This window comes from Streptomyces sp. NRRL B-3229 (assembly GCF_000719505.1).
Taxonomy (GTDB): Bacteria; Actinomycetota; Actinomycetes; order Streptomycetales; family Streptomycetaceae; genus Streptomyces; species Streptomyces griseorubiginosus.
The window spans coordinates 61839-79669 of record NZ_JOGP01000003.1; the positions used below are offsets into that span (position 1 = coordinate 61839).

Sequence of the window (17831 nt, forward strand, 5' to 3'; positions counted from 1 at the left end):
CTTCCTGAGATATCCGCCTTTGCGGGTGCATGCTGCCGCGCGCACATGTGCTGATCCTTGGAATCAGCGGTCCGCTTCCTGAGATTCCCGTGAGGACTCCGCTCGGAGGGGCGGTCCGGGCGCAGCCTCCCGCAGCCCGAATCGTTCGTGCGCCCGGCGCAGCGGCTCCGGCGCCCACCAGGCCCGGCGGCCCAGCAGCGCCATCGTCGCCGGGACCAGCAGCATCCGGACGACCGTCGCGTCGATCAGCACGGCCAGGGTCAGTCCGAGACCGATCTGGAGGATGGGCGAGAAGCCGCCGGTCATGAAGGCGCCGAAGACCACCGCGAGCAGCAGCGCGGCACAGGTGACGACCCGCCCCGACCGGCGCAGCCCGGTCACCACGGCCTCCCGCTCGTCCCCGGTGCATTGCCGTGCCTCCCGCATCCGGGCCAGGATGAAGATCTCGTAGTCCATGGCGAGCCCGAAGGCGATCGACACGACCAGCGGGGGCACGGTCAGGCTCAGTGCGCCCAGTCCTTCGCCGCCGAGCAGCCCGGCCCCGTGGCCGTCCTGGAAGACCCACACCACCACGCCGAGCGCGGCGCCCAGGCTGAGCAGGGTGGTCGCGATGGTGCGCAGCGGGAGCAGCACCGAGCCGGTGAAGGCGAACAGCAGGACGAAGATCCCGGCCAGGACGGTCAGTGCCGCCCAGGGCGCCCGCTCGGCGAGCATCGCGCGGAAGTCGACCAGCCGGGCCGCGACCCCGGTGACCTGGACGGGCTCGGCGCCGCGTATCTCCCGGACCCGTTCGACCAGGCCGGTGGCCGCCCCGCCGTCCACGCTGCCCGGCGGCCGCAGCTCCACGACCGTGGTGCCGCCCGGCAGGTCACGGGACTCGGCGTGCGGGACCAGGGCGCCGATCCGGCCTGCGGTCGCGGGGGTGGTGCCGGGCCCGAGGACGACCACCACGGGCGAGACCCCGGTGCCCTCGGGGAAGTGCGCGTCGACGGTGTCGTACAACTGCCGTGCCTCGGTGGTCGCGGGCAGCTGCCGGGCGTCGCCGATGGCGATGCGCAGGCCGGTCACGGGCAGGGCCAGGAGCAGCAGGACCGGGACGACGGTGACCAGGACGGCGGTCCGGCGGCGCTGCGCGACGCGGGCGAGGCGGGCGAAGACCCGGCCTTCCTCGTCCTCGGAGCGCGCCTTCGAGGGCCGGATCCGCCCGCCGAACCTCGATAGCAGCGCGGGCAGCAGCGTCACCGCGGCCAGCATGTCGACCACCACGACCGCGGCGACGGCCAGGCCGATGCTGCGCAGGAACACGCTCGGGAAGACCAGCAGTCCGGTCAGGGAGACGGCCACGGTGAGCCCGGAGAACAGGACGGTCCGGCCTGCCGAGGCGACCGTGCGGTGCACGGCCTCCACCACGTCGTCGGTGTGCCGGCGTTCCTCGCGGAAGCGGACCAGGGTCAACAAGGCGTAGTCGACGGCGAGTCCGAGGCCCAGCATGGTGGTGACCTGGATCGCGTAGACCGAGATGTCGGTGATCTGGCTGAAGACGAACAGGCCGAGGAACGCGCCCGCGATCCCGCTCACCGCGACCACCAGCGGCAGCGCGGCGGCGCGCAGTCCGCCGAACACGACGAGCAGCAGGGCGAGAACGACCGGCAGGGAGACCAACTCGGCTGTCTTCACGTCCTCCTGGGCCCGCTCACCGAGCTGCCTGCCGAGGAGTTCGCCGCCGCTGACGTGGACGTCGGGCGCGTCGATCCGCTTGACGGTCTCGACCGCCGTGTCCGTCGCCTCCTCCTCGGCCTCGTCGCTGAGACCGCCCTCGAAGGTGACGGGGATGACCAGGGCCTGTCCGTCGCGGGCGGTGAGGCCGGGGGTCGTGTACGGGTCCGGTACGTCGGCGACCCCGGCGATTCGCCGGACCTCGGCGACGGTCCGCTCGACCTGGGCGCGCAGGGCCGCGTCGGAGACGGCCTCGCCCGCGACGACCGCGGTGACGGACTCGCCGGTCGGGTCGATGTGGGAGAGGTGGTCGTCGGCCAGCTCGGACTCGGTGCCGGGGACGTCGGGCACGTCGTCGGAGAGGCCGGCGAAGACGCCCGTACCGAGGCCGAACCCCAGCAGCAGGAACGCGGCCCACAGGCCGATGACGGTGAGCGGGCGACGGGTCGCCGCCCGGGCGAGGGTGGAGAGCACGGGGGCCTCCCGGCGGGTTGGCGGTGGCTGGTGACACCGATGGCTGGTGACACCGGCGGTCGAAGGCAGCGGTGTTCGAGGGCCGCGCTGGTCGAAGGCAGCGGTGTTCGAGGGCCGCGCTGGTCGAGTGCACCGGTGGTGTGGGCACCCTCAGACTGCTGCTGTCGGCGTGCTCACCGGATCGCCGTCGCGGGCGGTTTCCGGGACTCCGCCGTACGGGTGAGGCCGGGCCCCGGCTCACTCCCACGGGGGAGGAATTCTCGGTACCCGTCGAGGAGTTGACCTTGGAGACAGCTACGAGGAGGCCGCATGTCCGAGGTACCACCCACCGTCCGTGAACTCCGTCTCGTCGTCACCGCGGACGACTACGACGAGGCGCTGCGCTTCTACCGGGACGTGCTCGGTCTGCCCGAGCGGGCCGCATTCTCGTCGCCCGACGGCAGGGTCACGATCCTGGAGGCGGGGCGGGCCACGCTGGAGCTGACCGACCCGAACCATGCCGCGTTCATCGACGAGGTGGAGGTCGGCAAGCGGGTCGCCGGGCACATCCGGGTGGCGTTCGAGGTGGACGACTCGACGGCGACCACGGCGAGGCTGGCCGAGGCCGGGGCGGAGGTGATCGCCGAGCCGACCCGCACGCCGTGGAACTCCCTCAACTCCCGGCTCGAGGCGCCCGGGTCACTGCAACTGACGTTGTTCACCGAGCTCGACGCATAAGAGCGTTCTCGACTGCCGGTCCGCGGGGGCTGGTCGCGCAGTTCCCCGCGCCCCTGAGGGCGCCTACGGCGCCCCCGGCGTCACCAGACCCGTCTCGTACGCGCGGATCACCGCCTGGACCCGGTCCCGCAGCCCCAGCTTGCTCAGGACGTTGCTGACGTGGGTCTTCACCGTGTGCTCGCTCACGAACAGGGTCGTGGCGATCTCGGCGTTCGACAGGCCCCGCGCCAGCATCCGCAAGGTCTCCACCTCCCGGGCCGTCAGGACGTCCAGGCAGCCGGGGGCGGGTCCGGTGGCCGTCTCCTCGCGGCGGCGGCGCACGATGTCCGCCACCAGGCGGCGGGTGACGGCCGGGGCGAGGAGGGAGTCCCCGCCCGCCACCACGCGGACCGCGTGGACGAGGTCGTCGCGGCGGACGTCCTTGAGCAGGAAGCCGCTGGCGCCCGCGTACAGAGCGTCGTACACGTACTCGTCGAGATCGAACGTGGTCAGCATGACCACCTTGCAGCTCGACCCCGCGCACACCCGGCGGGCCGCCTCCAGGCCGTCCATGACCGGCATCCGGATGTCGAGCAGGAGGACGTCCGGGGCGTGTCGGCGGACCGCGGCGACCGCCTCCGCGCCGTCCCCGGCCTCGGCGATCACCTCGATGTCCGGCTGCGCCTCCAGGATCATGCTGAAGCCGCTGCGGACCAGTTCCTGGTCGTCGGCGACGACCACCCGGATGCTCACCCGAGCGCCGCCTCCCGGCCGGCGCCTGCGGGCAGCCGTACGACGACCCGGAAGCCGCCCTCGGGGCCCGGCCCGGTCTCCGCGCTGCCCCCGCAGGCCGCCGCCCGCTCCCTGAGGCCGATCAGCCCGTGGCCGCCGACCATGCGCCCGGGCCCGGTGCCCTCGTCGGTCACCGTGAGTGTCAACTCGTCCTCTCCCCAGTCGAGTTCCACCTGTGCACGGGAAGCGTACGCGTGCTTGACGGTGTTGGTCAGGGCTTCCTGCACCGCGCGATAGGCGGCGACCTCGGTGTCCGGGGGAAGGGGGCGCGGGCGGCCACGGACGCGGAAGTCGACCCGCAGGCCGGTTGATTCGGAGACCTGGCGGACCAGGGACGGGAGCGCCGCGAGGTCGGGCTGCGGCAGCCGGGTGGCGCCGCTCCGGCGCTCCTCCTCCTTCAACACCCCAAGGATCCTCCGTAGTTGGCCCATCGCGTCCCGCCCGCTGGCCGCGATGGCGTCGAACGCCGCCTCGGCGCGGGCCGGGTCGCTGCGCACCACGACCGGTCCGGCCTCCGCCTGGACGACCATCAGGCTCACCGCGTGCGCCAGGATGTCGTGCATGTCCCGGGCGATCCGGGCCCGTTCCTGGGCGATGGCCCGCGCGGTCTCCGCGGCCCGCTCCCGCTCGAGGCGGGCGGCCCGGTCCTCGACCGCCGCGGTGTACGCGCGCTGGAGGCGGGCCAGCACACCGAGGCCGTAGGCGCAGACCATGCCGGTGAGGTGGAAGGCGTACTCGAAGGGCTGGGCGTGCTCCTTGAACTGCATGGTCAGCACGGCCCCGAGCAGCCAGCTCACCAGCATGCTGCGGCGCTGCCAGGGCAGGCCCTGGACAGCCATGGTGTAGAGGACGACGAGGCCGCTGTAGGGGACGTCGGGCGGAGGCGCATGGTAGTACGCCATCGCGGTGGTGACCGTCGAGACGGCCAGGGCGGTCGCGTAGGGGAAGCGGCGCCGCCAGATCAGCGGAACGGCCGTGCCCGCTCCCAGCAGCCAGCCGACCAGGGTGAGCCGGTCGTCGCCCTCGTCCGGGAACATCCACTGGAGGGACGCCGCGAACAGCACCAGCACGGCGAGCGCACTGTCGACGACGTACGGGTTGGCCGACCTCAGGCGGTTCACGACCCGGCCGTACGGGTGCGCCGACCTCGCGCGGGTCACGACCAGGTCGTAGCGGGACCGGGCGGCGGACATGGGCGGCTCCTCGGGGCCGGGGCCGTTCCAGTATCACGACGACGGGCCGGCCGGGGCCTCACCGGTGCGAGGGATTTCCGGTGCCCGGGCGGGGCGCGACCGCGGGCTGCCAGCCCAGCGCCCGCGAGATGCCCAGCGCCGCGAGCCGTACCGCCGGGACCAGGGCCGGTACCTGGTCGTCGGCCTGGGGTACGACGACCGACACGGCCGCGACCACCGTGCCGTCCGGGCCGCGCACCGGGGCGGCCACCGACAGGGCGTCGTCGGTGACCTGACGGCTGCTCACCGCCACGCCCGCGCGCCGCACTTCGGCCAGCACCCGGCGCAGCCGCGCCGGGTCGGCGATCGTGTGCGGGGTGAACACCGCGAGCGGACCAGCGCAGTACTCCTCCTGCTCCCGCGGCCCGCAGTGCGCCAGCAGCACCAGACCGACCCCGGTGGCGTGCAGCGGCCAGCGCGCGCCGACCCGGATGTGCACCCCGACCGCCGAACGCCCCGAGATCCACTCGATGTAGACGACGTCCGAGCCGTCCCGCACCGCCAACTGCACGTTCTCGTGGGTGGCTTCGTACAGGTCCTCCAGGTACGGCAGCGCGAGCTGCCGCAGCGCGACCCCGCGCGGAGCCAGCGCGGCGACCTCCCACAGCCGCAGCCCCACGTGGTAGATCCCGGCGTCGTCCCGCTCCAGCGCGCCCCACTCGGTCAGCGCGCCGACCAGCCGGTGGGCCGTGGTCAGGGTCAGTCCGGCCCGTCGGCTGATGTCGGTGAGGGACAGCGCCGGGTGGTCGTGGTCGAAGGCGGCGAGCACGGACAGCAGCCGGTCCGGCGCGGTGGGGGTTCCTCCGCGCGCACCGGTCCTGGAGTGCGGGGCCACGGTCACGGCCGGTCGACGACCCTCAGCAGGAGGGCCTGGAGCGTCTCGCGCTCGGCGGCGTCGAGCGGGGCGAGCAGGTCGTTGGTGACCCGTCGGCCGGCCTCGTCGGTGCCGCGCAGGAAGGCCCGGCCGTCCTCGGTCAGCACGACGATCTTGCTGCGCCGGTCGTCGGGGGAGGGGCGGCGCTCGGTCATGCCCAGCCGCTCCAGGTCGTCGACCAGGCCGACGATCGCGCTCGGGTCGTAACCGAGCCGGGTGCTCAGCTCCCGCTGGAGGGCGCCCTCGGAACCGGCGAGATACCGCAGCACCGCGTAGTGCCGCAGCCGCAGCCCCGACTCCTGGAGGAACGTGTTGAACAGCTGGCCCGAGCGCAGGCCGAGGCGGTACAGCAGATAACCGGTGTCCGCGTGCAGCCCGCGCATCCACGGCTCCTCCGCGTCCATGGGCTTCGGGGTCACGTGCTGGCTGGTGATGGCGAGCTCCCTGGGTCGGTACGACGTACAGATTCCAGCATGACTCACCCGGAGGTCTCCAACAACTATTGACGTCACCAATTATTGCTCTTAACTTCGACCTCGCAGTCGTACCCCTCGGGAAGGGACCCGCTCGTGCCCAGCATCGATCTCTCCGGCAAGGTCGCCGTCGTCACTGGCAGCGGCCGGGGCCTCGGCCTCGCCTACGCGCACGCCCTCGCCGCCCACGGCGCCTCGGTCGTCGTCAACGACGTGGACGAGGCGGTGGCCGAGCAGGCGGTGAAGACCATCACCGAGGCCGGCGGCCGGGCCGTCGCCGAGGTCGTCCCGGTCGGCACCACCGAGGCCGCCGAGCGGCTCGTGAACCGCGCGGTGGAGGAGTTCGGGCGGCTGGACATCCTGGTCACCAACGCGGGCATCCTGCGCGACAAGGTGCTGTGGAAGATGACCGACGACGACTTCGACGCGGTGATCACCACCCACCTCAAGGGGACCTTCACCTGCGCCCGCGCCGCCGCCGTGCGGATGCGCGAACAGGGTGAGGGCGGCTCGCTGATCCTGGTCGGCTCCCCGGCCGGGCAGCGCGGCAACTTCGGCCAGACGAACTACGCCGCCGCCAAGGCAGGCATCGCCGCGTTCGCCCGCACCTGGTCGATGGAACTGGGCCGCGCGAACATCACGGTCAACGCGATCGTGCCGGTCGCCGCGACCGCGATGACCGAGACCATCCCCGCCTTCGCCCCCTACATCGAGGCCATGCGCAACGGCGAACCGCTGCCGGACTTCCTGCGCAAGGGCGAGGGCTTCGGCACCCCCGAGGACTGTGCGGCCCTCGTGCCCTTCCTCGCCTCCGAGGCGGCCCGGGGCATCACCGGACAGGCCATCGGCATCGGCGGCGACAAGGTGGCACTCTGGTCCCATCCGCAGGAGATCAAGGCCGCGTACGCCGACGGCGGCTGGACCCCCGAGACGCTGGCCGACGCCTTCCCCACCTCGGTCGGTGCCGAGCTCCAGACGGTCGGCATCCCGGCGCCCAAGTTCCCGGAGGCATGATGGCCCCCTCGATGAACATCGACGACCTGGTCGCCATCGACGTCCACACCCACGCGGAGGTCTCCTCCAAGGGCCACTCCTCCCTGGACGACGACCTCCACGACGCCTCCTCCGCCTACTTCAAGGTCGAGGGCAAGCGGAAGCCCACGCTGGAGGAGACCGCCGCGTACTACCGCGAGCGCAGGATGGCCGCCGTGATCTTCACGGTGGACGCGGAGTCCGCGACCGGCACCGCGCCCGTCCCGAACGAGGAGGTCGCCGAGGCCGCCGCCGCCAACTCCGACGTGCTGATCCCCTTCGCCTCCATCGACCCCTTCCGGGGGAAGGCGGGCGTGAAGCAGGCCCGCCGGCTGGTCGAGGAGTACGGGGTGAAGGGCTTCAAGTTCCACCCCAGCATCCAGGGCTTCTTCCCCAACGACCGCTCGGTGGCCTACGACCTCTACGAGGTGATCGAGGAGACGGGCACCATCGCCCTCTTCCACACCGGGCAGACCGGTATCGGCGCCGGGGTCCCGGGCGGCGGCGGGATCCGTCTGAAGTACTCGAACCCGCTCCACGTGGACGACGTGGCGGCCGACTTCCCGCACCTGAAGATCATCCTGGCGCACCCGTCCTTCCCCTGGCAGGACGAGGCCCTCGCCGTCGCCACCCACAAGCCGGGCGTCCACATCGACCTGTCCGGCTGGTCGCCGAAGTACTTCCCGCCGCAGCTCGTGCAGTACGCGAACACCCTGCTCAAGGACAAGGTCCTCTTCGGCTCCGACTTCCCCGTCCTCACCCCCGACCGCTGGCTCGCCGACTTCGAGAAGCTGTCGATCAAGGATGAGGTGAAGCCGAGGATCCTCAAGGAGAACGCCGCCCGCCTGCTCGGGCTGACCAAGCCGTAAGGGGCCCCAGATGCGCAACGAGGGACTGGGTTCGTGGCCCGCACGCCGGGCCCGCAAGACCCCGCACCGCACCGCCCTGATCCACGGCGGCACCACGCTCTCGTACGCCGAGCTGCACATCCGCGTCACCCGCCTCGCGCACGCCCTGCGCGCCCGGGGCATCCGGCGCGGCGACCGGGTCGCCTACCTCGGCCCCAACCACCCCTCCTACCTGGAGACGCTGTTCGCGGCCGGAGTCCTGGGCGCGGTCTTCGTCCCGCTCAACACCCGCCTCGCCGGACCGGAGATCGCCTACCAGCTCTCCGACTCCGGGGCCAGGGCGCTCGTCTACGGTCCCTCGCACGCGGGCCTGGTCGCCGGACTGCCGGGCAGCACCGACGTCCGTACGTACGTCGAAGCCGGCGCCGAGTACGAGCAGTTGCTCGCCGGGGCGCCGGCCGAACCCATCGACGAGCCGGTGATCCCCGACGACACCTGCATCATCATGTACACCTCGGGCACGACAGGGCGGCCCAAGGGCGCCATGCTCACCCACGGCAACCTGACCTGGAACGCGATCAACGTCCTCGTCGACCACGACCTGATCGCCGACGAACGCGCGCTGGTCTCCGCCCCGTTGTTCCACACGGCGGGCCTGAACATGCTGACCCTGCCGGTGCTGCTGAAGGGCGGCACCTGCGTCCTGGTCGAGGCCTTCGACCCGGACGCGACCTTCGACCTGATCGCCCAGCACCGGATCACCTTCATGTTCGGGGTGCCGACGATGTTCGAGCAGGTGGCGCGGCACCCGCGCTGGGCGGACGCGGACCTGTCCTCCCTGCGCATCCTGACCTGCGGCGGCTCCCCGGTGTCGACCTGGCTGATCACCGCGTACGGGGAGCGGGGGCTCACCTTCCTCCAGGGCTACGGCATGACCGAGGCGTCCCCCGGCACCCTGCTGCTGGACGCCGAGCACTGCGCCAGCAAGGTCGGTTCGGCGGGCGTCCCGCACTTCTTCAGCGACGTCCGGGTCGTACGGCCGGACCTGGCGCCCGTGGACATCGGCGAGACCGGCGAGGTCGTGCTCCGGGGCCCGCACGTCATGCCCGGCTACTGGGGGCTCCCCGAGGAGACCGCCGCCTCCTTCACCGATGGCTGGTTCCGCAGCGGGGACGCGGCCCGGATCGACGAGGACGGCTATGTCTACATCGTCGACCGCATCAAGGACATGATCATCTCCGGCGGCGAGAACATCTACCCCGCCGAGATCGAGGACCTCCTCCTCGGCCATCCGGACATCGCCGAATGCGCGGTCATCGGCGTCCCGGACGAGAAGTGGGGCGAGGTCCCGAGGGCGGTCGTCGTCCCGCGCGAGGGCAAAGTGCCCGACCCCGACGAGGTGCTGGCCTCCCTGGCCGGCCGGCTCGCCAAGTACAAGATCCCCAAGTCGGTGGTGGTCGCGGACGAACTCCCGCGCACCGCCTCCGGAAAGCTCCTCAAGTCCCGGGTGCGCAAGCGCTACGGCAACAGTTAAGGAACCCCATGAGCCTCACCGTGAACGGCCTCGACGAACTGAAGAAGCTCGCGGGCAGCGACCTCGGCACCAGCGAGTGGATCGAGGTCACCCAGGAGCGGATCGACACCTTCGCCGACGCGACCGGTGACCACCAGTGGATCCATGTGGACCCCGAGCGCGCCAAGGACGGTCCGTTCGGCGCCCCCATCGCCCACGGTTACCTGACCCTGTCCCTGTTCATCCCCCTGTTCACCGAACTCCTGGACGTCCAGGGCGTGACGACGAAGGTCAACTACGGCCTCAACAAGGTCCGTTTCCCCTCGCCGGTGAAGGTAGGCTCCCGCATCCGCCTGGTCGGCAAGCTGACCGAGGTCGAGGAGGTGCCCGGCGGGGTCCAGATCACCGTCGACGGGGCGATCGAGATCGAGGGCGGCGCCAAGCCGGCGGCGGTGCTTCAGAGTCTTTCCCGGTTTTACGCCTAGGACTTCCGGGTGGAGGCAGTGGGGAACCGCGGGACCGTCGTGACTGGTCGCGCAGTTCCCCGCGCCCCTCAAGGGCGCCTGCCTCAGCCGGTGACGTCGACGAAGACCGGGTTCGAGTAGAACCAGGTGTCCGCCCACGGGTCGCCGTCGCCCGGCGCGTGCGGGATCGGGCCGTGCGGGTCGATCGCCGCACCGAGGTAACCCGCCCCGTGCCGGTTGCCGTCGCTGCCGCGCAGGCGGACGTAGAACGACTCGTCCCCGGCGGTCAGCGGGATGCGCAGGGTGTACGTCCCCTTCCGCCCCGACACGTCCCTGGTCTGTACGACCTTGGTGTCCGGCGCCCGCCAGCCGTCCCGGTCGGCCACCGGACCGCGCACCGCGCCCCGGATCACGTCCACGTGCGCCAACTCGGGGAGGATGCCCTGGGGGTTGGGGCGGGACGCGGAGGTGACCGTCACGTACAGCGTGAGCTTCTCGCCCTTGCGGACCCGCAGCCGGCCGCCCAGGGTGACCCCGCGCCCGGAGTCGCAGTCCCGCTTCACCCGGACGTCGAGCCCGTCCAGAAGGTGCCCATGGTCCACCCAGACGCGACCCGCGCGCAGACCCGCCATCACCGAGCGGTAGCCGTGCCGCGTCACACCGACGTGGGTACGGCTGAACTCGCCCGGCCAGAAGTCGCTGCCGGGCTGCGGGGTGTCGGTGTTCACCGGGTCAGGGAGCTTGCCGGTGTTGTCGAAGTTCTGCCCCGCGGGCCAGTCGCCGTTCTTCCAGGTGTCGAAGACCGTGCGGTGGTTGTCGGAGTTGGTGGTGATCGAGTACAGGCTGCCCTCGGCCAGCATCGAGTCCCACAGCCCGCCGACCGTCGCGGTCGCCCAGTCGAAACCGCCGTACGTCACATAGGCCTCGGCCGGATAGCCCGCCCAGGACTGCGCCGACGGCTTGTTCTCGTACTCGCCCCGGATCGACGTGGCGCCCCGCCACCCGGGGAGCGCCGCACCCTGGGCGCCCGGCGCGCCCTCCATGCCGATCATGACCTCGGGGGCCGCGTCCCGCCAGTTCCGCATCTCGTGCGGGGAGTCGATGCCGAGCCGCAGCGGATGGTTGGCGATGACGAGCACGTCGTCCACATAGCCCGAACGGCGCTGCTCCGCCAGCCACTTGATCGCCTTCACGGCGTGCGCCTCGTTGCGGGCGGTGTCGGCCGCGCCCGCGGAGCCCTCGGTGTAACCGAGCAGCTTGCCGTCGTAGGCCAGCTCGAACTGCGTGAGCAGATCGGTCTCGTGGGGGCCGGGCGCGGCGAACACCGTGCAGTGCTCGGCGGCCGGGATGTACCACTCCAGGCCCTGGAAGATCAGCTGACGCGGGTTCTCGGCGCGGGCCTTGACGATCTCCGCGTGCTCCAGCTTCGCGCCGAAGTTCGCGTGCCCGAAGTTGGAGTGCTCGTTGAACACCATCCAGTCCAGGCCGTACTTGGCGGCGGCCCGCGCCTGCTGGGAGAAGGTGTACTTCGCGTCGTGGCTGTAGACGGAGTGGACGTGATGGTCGCCCACCAGGTAGGCGAGGTGGGGGTCGTCGCCGCCCGGACCCCGCTTCCGGGAGGCGGCGAGAGCGGGAGTGGCGGCCGACCCGAGCGCGAACGCGGCGCCGAACAGGCCCGCACGGCGCAGGAGTCCGCGTCTGGACACGCCCTGGGCGTCGAGGTCGGCGGGGGAGACGGAGGGGTCGGCCCAGGAGGGGAGCTGCTGCTCGGTCATGGTGATCCTCGGGAAGGGGTCAGTGAGTCATGAAGGACGAGACGGGCAGCGCCCGCGAGACGATCCGGACGTCGCCGAGACGGCCGTGGAAGATCTGGTCGATCTTGTCGGCGTAGGTGTAGCCGCCGAGCAGCCACGGCTCGCCGACCGAGGTGATCCCGACGGCGGAGGCCTTCGGGTTGCGGACCACCGGGCAGCCCTGGACGTACAGCGTGGTGTGCCTGCCGTCGTTGACGACGGCCAGGTGCCACCAGGTCTCCAGCGGTGTCTCCTGGCCCCAGTTGGTGGCGATGCCCTCCTGGTTGAGCGGCCGCATGGCCCACTGCGGTTCGCGGTCGTTGGAGAGGGAGAGGGTGGCGAGCGGCTCGTCGGGGTCGTCGCCGGTCTTGCCCGCGGCGCCGCCGGTGCCCTGCCGACTGATCAGTCCCGCCCAGGCGTTGTGGTCCGGGTCCCAGTCGGCGGGCATGCGGTAGAACACCTCGATGGTGTAACCGTCCTTGAACTCCGCCGAGTTGAGCGGTGCCCCGTCGACCGTCCGGAGGTATGCGCCCTTCAGCGGGGACTTCCAGCCCCGGAACTCCAGGCTGCCGTGGCCGGGCTGGTCGGGGTGGTGGTCAGGGGACCAGCCCAGGGTGCCGCCGCCCACCGGTACCACGGTGAGGTCGTTGCCGCGGCCGGAGAGGTCACGGACGGTGCCGGAGACGGCCGAGTCGAAACGCCAGTACGCGGCCGTGCCCGGTACGAGCATCTTCGAGGCCGGGCGGGCGGCGCGCGCGGGCACCGGGGCGAAGCCGGCGAAGCGCTCCGCGAAGTCGACCTCGACCGTGAACCGGTCGGCGTCGCCGCTGAGTTCGATCTCCTGCCGCTCCAGCTCGTTGAGGCCCTTCCCGGCCCGGCCGAGGATCCACGGGGAGACCGTCTCCACGTCGATCACGCCCCGGTCCAGGTCGAAGCGGTACAGGCGGATCATGGCCGCGCCGCCGAAGTACCGGTTCTGGTAGTTCGTCAGGTGCAGGTGGACGTCGTTGCCCGCGCTGTTCTTCCGGGTGGCCCGGCCGGCGGGCCAGTAGTGCCCGTTGAGGGTGAGGAAGATCTGGTCGTGGTCCTTGACCAGCCGGTCCCACAGCTGCTGCCCGTAGTCGGACAGGGTGTCGTCCTCGACGACCAGTTCGTGGGTCGTGAGGATCACCGGGGTCCTCGGGTGGGCGGCCAGGACGCCTTTCGCCCAGGCGTATCCCTGGTCCGACAGCCGCCAGTCCAGGGCCAGGACCAGCCACTCGCGCCCGGCGGCCCGGAACAGGTGGTAGGTGTTGTAGCCGTCGGCGGAGGCGCCACCGAAGGTCCGGTGCCGCTTGAACCGGGACGGCCCGAACGCGTCCAGGTACGGCGTCGCACCGCGCTGGTCGGTGCTGGACGACTTCACGTCGTGGTTGCCCGCGAGGACGCTGTAGCCGACCCCGCGCCGGTCCAGCAGCTCGAACGCCTCGCTGATCGCGGCGAATTCGGGAGCCGCCCCGTTCTGTGTGAGGTCGCCCAGGTGGGACAGGAAGACGATGTTCTCGTCCTTCCCGTGCTCCAGCAGATACCTCAGCGAGGCCTCGACGGGGGCCTTGTCGATGCTCGGCCCGTCGAAGAGGTACTGCGTGTCCGGCATCACGGCGAGCGTGAAGCGCCGGCTGTCGGGGTCGGGGCGGTGGCCGGCCACCGAGGCGGGGGCCGCCTCCGCCACGGCGGGAAGGGTGACCGCGGCGCCGGCCGCGGCGCCCAGCAGCGCCGTGGCCCGCAGGAAACTGCGCCGGCCGGCACCGGCCTGCGGGGCCTCCTGGCCGTGGTCGTGCTCATGCGAAGTACACACGTGTGCTCCAAGACGGACGTGAGGAAGTCGGTGAGGGGGTGTTCAGAGCGCGCGCAGCGTCCAGCTCCAGCGGTGGACGCCCGGCGTGACGAGACAGGAAGCGGTGGTGTCGGGTCCGCAGGAGGCGGTGCCGAGACCCCGGTGGGCCGCGTCGATGTGCACCACACAGCCCGCCCTCGGGACGAGCTCGTCGTGATGTGCCACCGCGGTGAGATCCGCGGCGCGGTACCGGCCCACCCCGACCTGGCGCGGTTCGTCCAGGACGACCGAGAGGCCGGTGGCGTCCGGCGCCGAGAGCGTGAAGTGCCGTACACCGTGACGGCCGCCGCTCTCCTGCGGACGCAGATAGGGGGTGAACAACGCGTCCACGGGCAGCGAGTGGTGGCCGACCGGTGCCCCGAAGGCACGGTCCGGATACGACTCCCAGGGGCCCTGTCCGAACCACTCCATGAGGTCGAGCCCGGCGACCGTCTCGAACACCGACCCGACCCGCGCCACGTCGTTCAGGTCCTCCGGCAGCTCGGCCGACTCCGCCACGTGGATCCCACCCTCGACCGCGGTGAGGACCTGCACATGACGGACCACACCCGCCGCGCAGGCGTACTCGGCGTGCACCGTGACCCGGCCCTCGGACTCCCGTACGTCCGCGACCTTGCGCACCAGCGCGTCCAGACCCCAGTCCCGCCAGCGCGGGGCCATGCCGCCGAGCTCGTCGTTGTCGGTGGGCGCCCGCCAGAGGGAGAGCGCGGGGGCGGCCGTGAGCAGCGGATGGATCAGGAGGCCCTCGTCGTCGACCTCGACGGAACGATTCGGCACCGCGAGCGCCGGTCGGGGTGCGGCCTTGCGCAACCGCACCTGAGGCACGCACACCACCGTCCCGCGCGGCGCCCAGGGCTCGTCCCGGGCGGTGGTCACCCGCAGGGTCAGCCACGCCTCGCCGCCGTCCTCGGGCAGCTGGAACGGCAGCGGCACCGCCGCCGTCTGACCGGGCCGCAGATCGGGCAGTTCGGCGGGCGCGGTAAGGGTGCGGCCGTCGGCCAGCGACAGCTCCCACTGTCCGGCCAGCCAGTCGAGGCCCCGGAAGTGCTGGTGGTTGCCGAGCACGATGCCCTCGTGCCGGAAGCACTCGATGCGCACCGGCGCGGCGATCTCCCGGTGCTCGTACATCGCCGGCTTCGGGGTCCGGTCGGGGAAGACCATCCCGTCCGCGATGAAGGCACCGTCGTGGTCGGCCTCGCCGAAGTCACCGCCGTACGCCCAGCGGTGGCCGGGCGCGGCGACACCGTTGTCATAGAGTCCGGCGCCCCCACGCCCGACCGGTCTGCCGTCGTTCACACGCTGGAGGATGCCGTGGTCCCAGAACTCCCAGATGAACCCGCCCTGAAGACCCGGCGTGGACTCGATGGCCGCCCAATGGTCGGCGAGCGTGCCGTTGCTGTTGCCCATGGCGTGGGAGTACTCGCACCAGATCAGCGGCTTGGTCTGCCGGCCGGAGAGCGCGTGCGCCACGCACTCCTCCAGCGGGGCGTACATGGGGCAGGCGATGTCCGTGGCGTCGCCGGCCGCCGCCCAGTCGAGCTTGGCCGCACCCTCGTACTGGACCGGCCGGGTCGGGTCGTGCCGCCGCAGCCAGCCCGCGGCGGCGTCGTGGTTGGCGCCGTAGTCGGACTCGTTGCCCAATGACCAGATGATGACCGACGGATGGTTCTTGTCCCGCAGCACCATCCGCGCGACCCGGTCCACGAAGGCGTTCAGGTAGCGCGGGTCGTCGGCGATCTCGTGGGCGTGGTCGTGCGACTCGATGTCCGCCTCGTCGACGACGTAGAACCCCAGCTCGTCGGCGAGGTCGTAGAGCGCGGGGTCGTTGGGGTAGTGGCTGGTGCGGATCGCGTTGAACCCGAAGCGCTTGAGCGTGACCAGGTCGGCGCGCATGTCGTCGTACGACACCGTCCGCCCGGTCAGCGGGTGGAAGTCGTGCCGGTTCACGCCCCGGACGAAGATCCGCTCGCCGTTGACGAGCAGGTCCCGGCCGGAGATCTCGACGTCCCGGAAGCCGATCCGGTGCCGTGCGGTGTCGGCGACCGTGCCGTCGGCCCGGTGCAGCCGGACGGTCAGGTCGTACAGCTCGGGCGTCTCGGCGTTCCAGGTGCGCACGTCCTCGACGACGGCCTGGATGCGGGCCTCGCCGAGGAAGTCGGAGACCCGCTCGTCCTCGCGGTTGAACCGGTCGAACTCCGCGTCCTGCGTCAACGCCAGGCCGTCCAGCTCCCCGCTGACGTACCAGCCCTCGGGCAGCGCGCCCCTCGCGTCCCGCACGGCGCAGTCGACGCGCAACGAGCCGTCGTAGGAGGCGCGCACGGTCACGTCCGCCAGCCGCAGCGGGTCCGTCGCGTACAGCCGTACCGACCGGGTGATCCCGCCGTGCCACCACTGGTCCTGGTCCTCGATGTGCGAGGCGTCCGACCACTTGACGACCGTGAGGCGTACGACGCTGCGGGCGCCTGCGCTCACGAGGCCCGTCAGGTCGAACTCGGCCGCCAGGTGGGAGTCCTTGGAGATCCCGACGGGCCGCCCGTTCACGTGTACGAGGAGCACGCTCTCGGCGGCCCCGACCTGGAGCACGATCCGGCGTCCGGCCCACTCGGCGGGGACGTCCACCTCACGCTCGTACACCCCCGTCGGGTTGGCGGCGGGGGAGTGCGGCGGGAACTCGGGGAACGGCATGCGGACGTTGAGGTACTGGGGCAGGTCGTCGGTGCCCTGCATCGTCCAGACACCGGGGACGTGGGCCGTCGACCAGGAGCCGCCGACCGGCGTGTCCGGAGTGGGCAGCAACTGGAAGCGCCAGTCGCCGTCCAGGGGGAGTGCTCCGGAGCGCCGGTCGACGGCGTTCATGGGCAGCCGCCCCCACGAGGTCACCTCGGGCGCCTCCCAGGGGCGCAGGGCGATCAGGGGGTCGGTGGGGCGGGGGCCGCGGGGTGCGTCGGTCATGACCGTTCCGTAGTCGGTGGTGCGGGGGCGTGGCAGGACTGGCCGTGGCCGTGCAGGACCCGGCCCTGGAGGCCCCAGGCCGGGTCGACGCGGACGCCGAGCCGGTCCAGGGCGGTGGGGGCGATGTCGACGAGGCGCGGGGTGTCGAGCCGGGTGCCGCCCGCCATGCCGGGCTCGGCCAGCACGACGAACACCTCCCGCTCCGCGCGGGTGGCGCCGCCGTGGCCGCCGGTGTCGAGGTGCCCGTGGTCCGTGGTGACCAGCACGGTCCAGCGCTCCCGGGCGCGGGCGGGGTCCAGCCGGCGGGTCTCGACGGCCGTGAGGAGCCACCCGAGGTGGGTGTCCTGGGTGAGCAGGGCACGGTCGTAGGCGGGGCTGTGCGGGCCCTCGGCGTGGGCGGCCTCGTCGGTGGCGCCGAAGTAGACGAAGACGGCGTCCGGGTCGTCCTGGGTGAGCCAGCGCTCGGCGGTGCGGGCGACCAGGCGGTCCGCGGTGCCGTAGCCGTCGGTCTCACCGTCGTAGCGGACCCGGCGGCCGACGGCGGGGCCGAGGGTGCCGCGCCGGATCAGCTCCGGCCAGGACACCGCGGCCGCGGTGCGCAGCCGGCGCCGGGCGGTGCCGGCCCGGCTCAGGAAGTCGGGGTAGCGGGCGTAGTCGGCGCCCGCGAAGTCGTTGCCGCGTACGCCGTGCCGGTCGGGCCACACCCCGGTCAGCACGCTCGACCAGCCGGGCCCGGAGTCCGTGTACGCCATGCTGGTGGACGGCCCGTCCGGGGCCTGGCCGTCCACCTCTCCGTAGGGCAGCAGGCTGGTGCCGTGGGCGCCCGCCGCCATCAGGCCGTGCAGGACGGGTGCCACCGCGGGGGAGCGGGTGAGCAGGTCGTACCGCACCCCGTCCATCCCGACCACGAGCACCTTGCCGACGCTGTGACTCACCGCCCACCCCCTTCTCCAGTCGACCGCCCGGTGGGGCCGGACGGGGTGCTGGTTGCTTCGGCGGGCCGCCTGTCCGGGCCGCGGTGGGGCGGCGCGACGGTTGCGTGGGCGCGGCGCGGGCCGTCCCTCTCGACCACGGTGTGGCTCCCCGCGCACCCCCT

Annotated in this window: 14 protein-coding genes; 5 read left to right on the plus strand and 9 right to left on the minus strand. The window is 72.2% G+C overall.

Annotation, left to right across the window (positions count from 1 at the left end; all coding sequences use genetic code 11):
- Nucleotides 1–63 precede the first annotated feature (63 nt).
- Nucleotides 64–2190, minus strand: a complete 2127-nt coding sequence (locus IF54_RS0105215) for an MMPL family transporter (RefSeq protein ID WP_030314976.1) — start codon at nt 2188–2190, stop codon at nt 64–66.
- A gap of 309 nt (nt 2191–2499) precedes the next feature.
- Between IF54_RS0105215 and IF54_RS0105220 the strand changes: the two genes are divergently transcribed.
- The gene (locus tag IF54_RS0105220; protein ID WP_030314978.1) at nt 2500–2907 is read left to right on the plus strand and encodes a VOC family protein; all 408 of its coding nucleotides are present in this window, start codon (nt 2500–2502) and stop codon (nt 2905–2907) included.
- Between the two features lie 63 nt (nt 2908–2970).
- Here IF54_RS0105220 and IF54_RS0105225 read toward each other — a convergent pair whose 3' ends face one another.
- The 4 genes from IF54_RS0105225 to IF54_RS0105240 are packed head-to-tail and all read right to left on the minus strand — an operon-like array spanning nt 2971 to nt 6167.
- The gene (locus IF54_RS0105225) at nt 2971–3639 is read right to left on the minus strand and encodes a response regulator (RefSeq protein WP_030314979.1); all 669 of its coding nucleotides are present in this window, start codon (nt 3637–3639) and stop codon (nt 2971–2973) included.
- On the minus strand, nt 3636–4871 hold the full coding sequence (locus IF54_RS0105230) for a sensor histidine kinase (RefSeq protein ID WP_030314981.1): 1236 nt from the start codon (nt 4869–4871) through the stop codon (nt 3636–3638). The genes IF54_RS0105225 and IF54_RS0105230 overlap by 4 nt, the downstream gene beginning before the upstream one ends.
- A 58-nt stretch (nt 4872–4929) precedes the next feature.
- A complete protein-coding gene (locus IF54_RS0105235) occupies nt 4930–5751 on the minus strand; it encodes an IclR family transcriptional regulator (RefSeq protein ID WP_051735334.1) in 822 nt (273 codons plus the stop codon).
- Complete coding sequence (locus IF54_RS0105240; protein WP_030314984.1) at nt 5748–6167, minus strand: MarR family winged helix-turn-helix transcriptional regulator; 420 nt, start codon at nt 6165–6167, stop codon at nt 5748–5750. The genes IF54_RS0105235 and IF54_RS0105240 overlap by 4 nt, the downstream gene beginning before the upstream one ends.
- A gap of 186 nt (nt 6168–6353) precedes the next feature.
- On the opposite strand from IF54_RS0105240, the gene IF54_RS0105245 reads away from it, so the two are divergent.
- From IF54_RS0105245 to IF54_RS0105260, 4 genes are read left to right on the plus strand one after another with little or no spacing between them, the layout of a single operon-like run.
- Nucleotides 6354–7271 (plus strand): SDR family NAD(P)-dependent oxidoreductase, encoded by a 918-nt coding sequence (locus IF54_RS0105245; RefSeq protein ID WP_030314986.1) that lies wholly within the window; start codon nt 6354–6356, stop codon nt 7269–7271.
- Between the two features lie 11 nt (nt 7272–7282).
- Entirely contained in the window at nt 7283–8158 is an 876-nt protein-coding gene (locus IF54_RS0105250) for an amidohydrolase family protein (RefSeq protein ID WP_030314987.1), read from the plus strand.
- A 10-nt stretch (nt 8159–8168) separates the two neighbouring features.
- Nucleotides 8169–9671: an acyl-CoA synthetase gene (locus IF54_RS0105255; RefSeq protein WP_030314988.1), complete on the plus strand. Its 1503-nt coding sequence runs from the start codon at nt 8169–8171 to the stop codon at nt 9669–9671.
- A gap of 8 nt (nt 9672–9679) precedes the next feature.
- Complete coding sequence (locus IF54_RS0105260; RefSeq protein ID WP_030314990.1) at nt 9680–10135, plus strand: MaoC family dehydratase; 456 nt, start codon at nt 9680–9682, stop codon at nt 10133–10135.
- Nucleotides 10136–10218: 83 nt separating this feature from the next.
- Here the strand turns inward: IF54_RS0105260 and IF54_RS0105265 are convergent, their stop codons facing one another.
- The 4 genes from IF54_RS0105265 to IF54_RS0105280 are packed head-to-tail and all read right to left on the minus strand — an operon-like array spanning nt 10219 to nt 17670.
- Nucleotides 10219–11889 carry a PHP domain-containing protein gene (locus tag IF54_RS0105265; RefSeq protein ID WP_030314992.1) on the minus strand — a complete coding sequence of 557 codons (1671 nt, stop codon included), beginning with the start codon at nt 11887–11889 and terminating at the stop codon, nt 10219–10221.
- 19 nt (nt 11890–11908) lie between these two features.
- Entirely contained in the window at nt 11909–13744 is a 1836-nt protein-coding gene (locus IF54_RS0105270) for a LamG-like jellyroll fold domain-containing protein (RefSeq protein ID WP_030314995.1), read from the minus strand.
- Between the two features lie 42 nt (nt 13745–13786).
- Nucleotides 13787–16735: a glycoside hydrolase family 2 TIM barrel-domain containing protein gene (locus IF54_RS0105275; protein WP_030314999.1), complete on the minus strand. Its 2949-nt coding sequence runs from the start codon at nt 16733–16735 to the stop codon at nt 13787–13789.
- A complete protein-coding gene (locus tag IF54_RS0105280; protein WP_030315004.1) occupies nt 16732–17670 on the minus strand; it encodes an alkaline phosphatase family protein in 939 nt (312 codons plus the stop codon). Before IF54_RS0105280 ends, IF54_RS0105275 begins: the two co-directional genes overlap by 4 nt.
- Between the last annotated feature and the right edge of the window lie 161 nt (nt 17671–17831).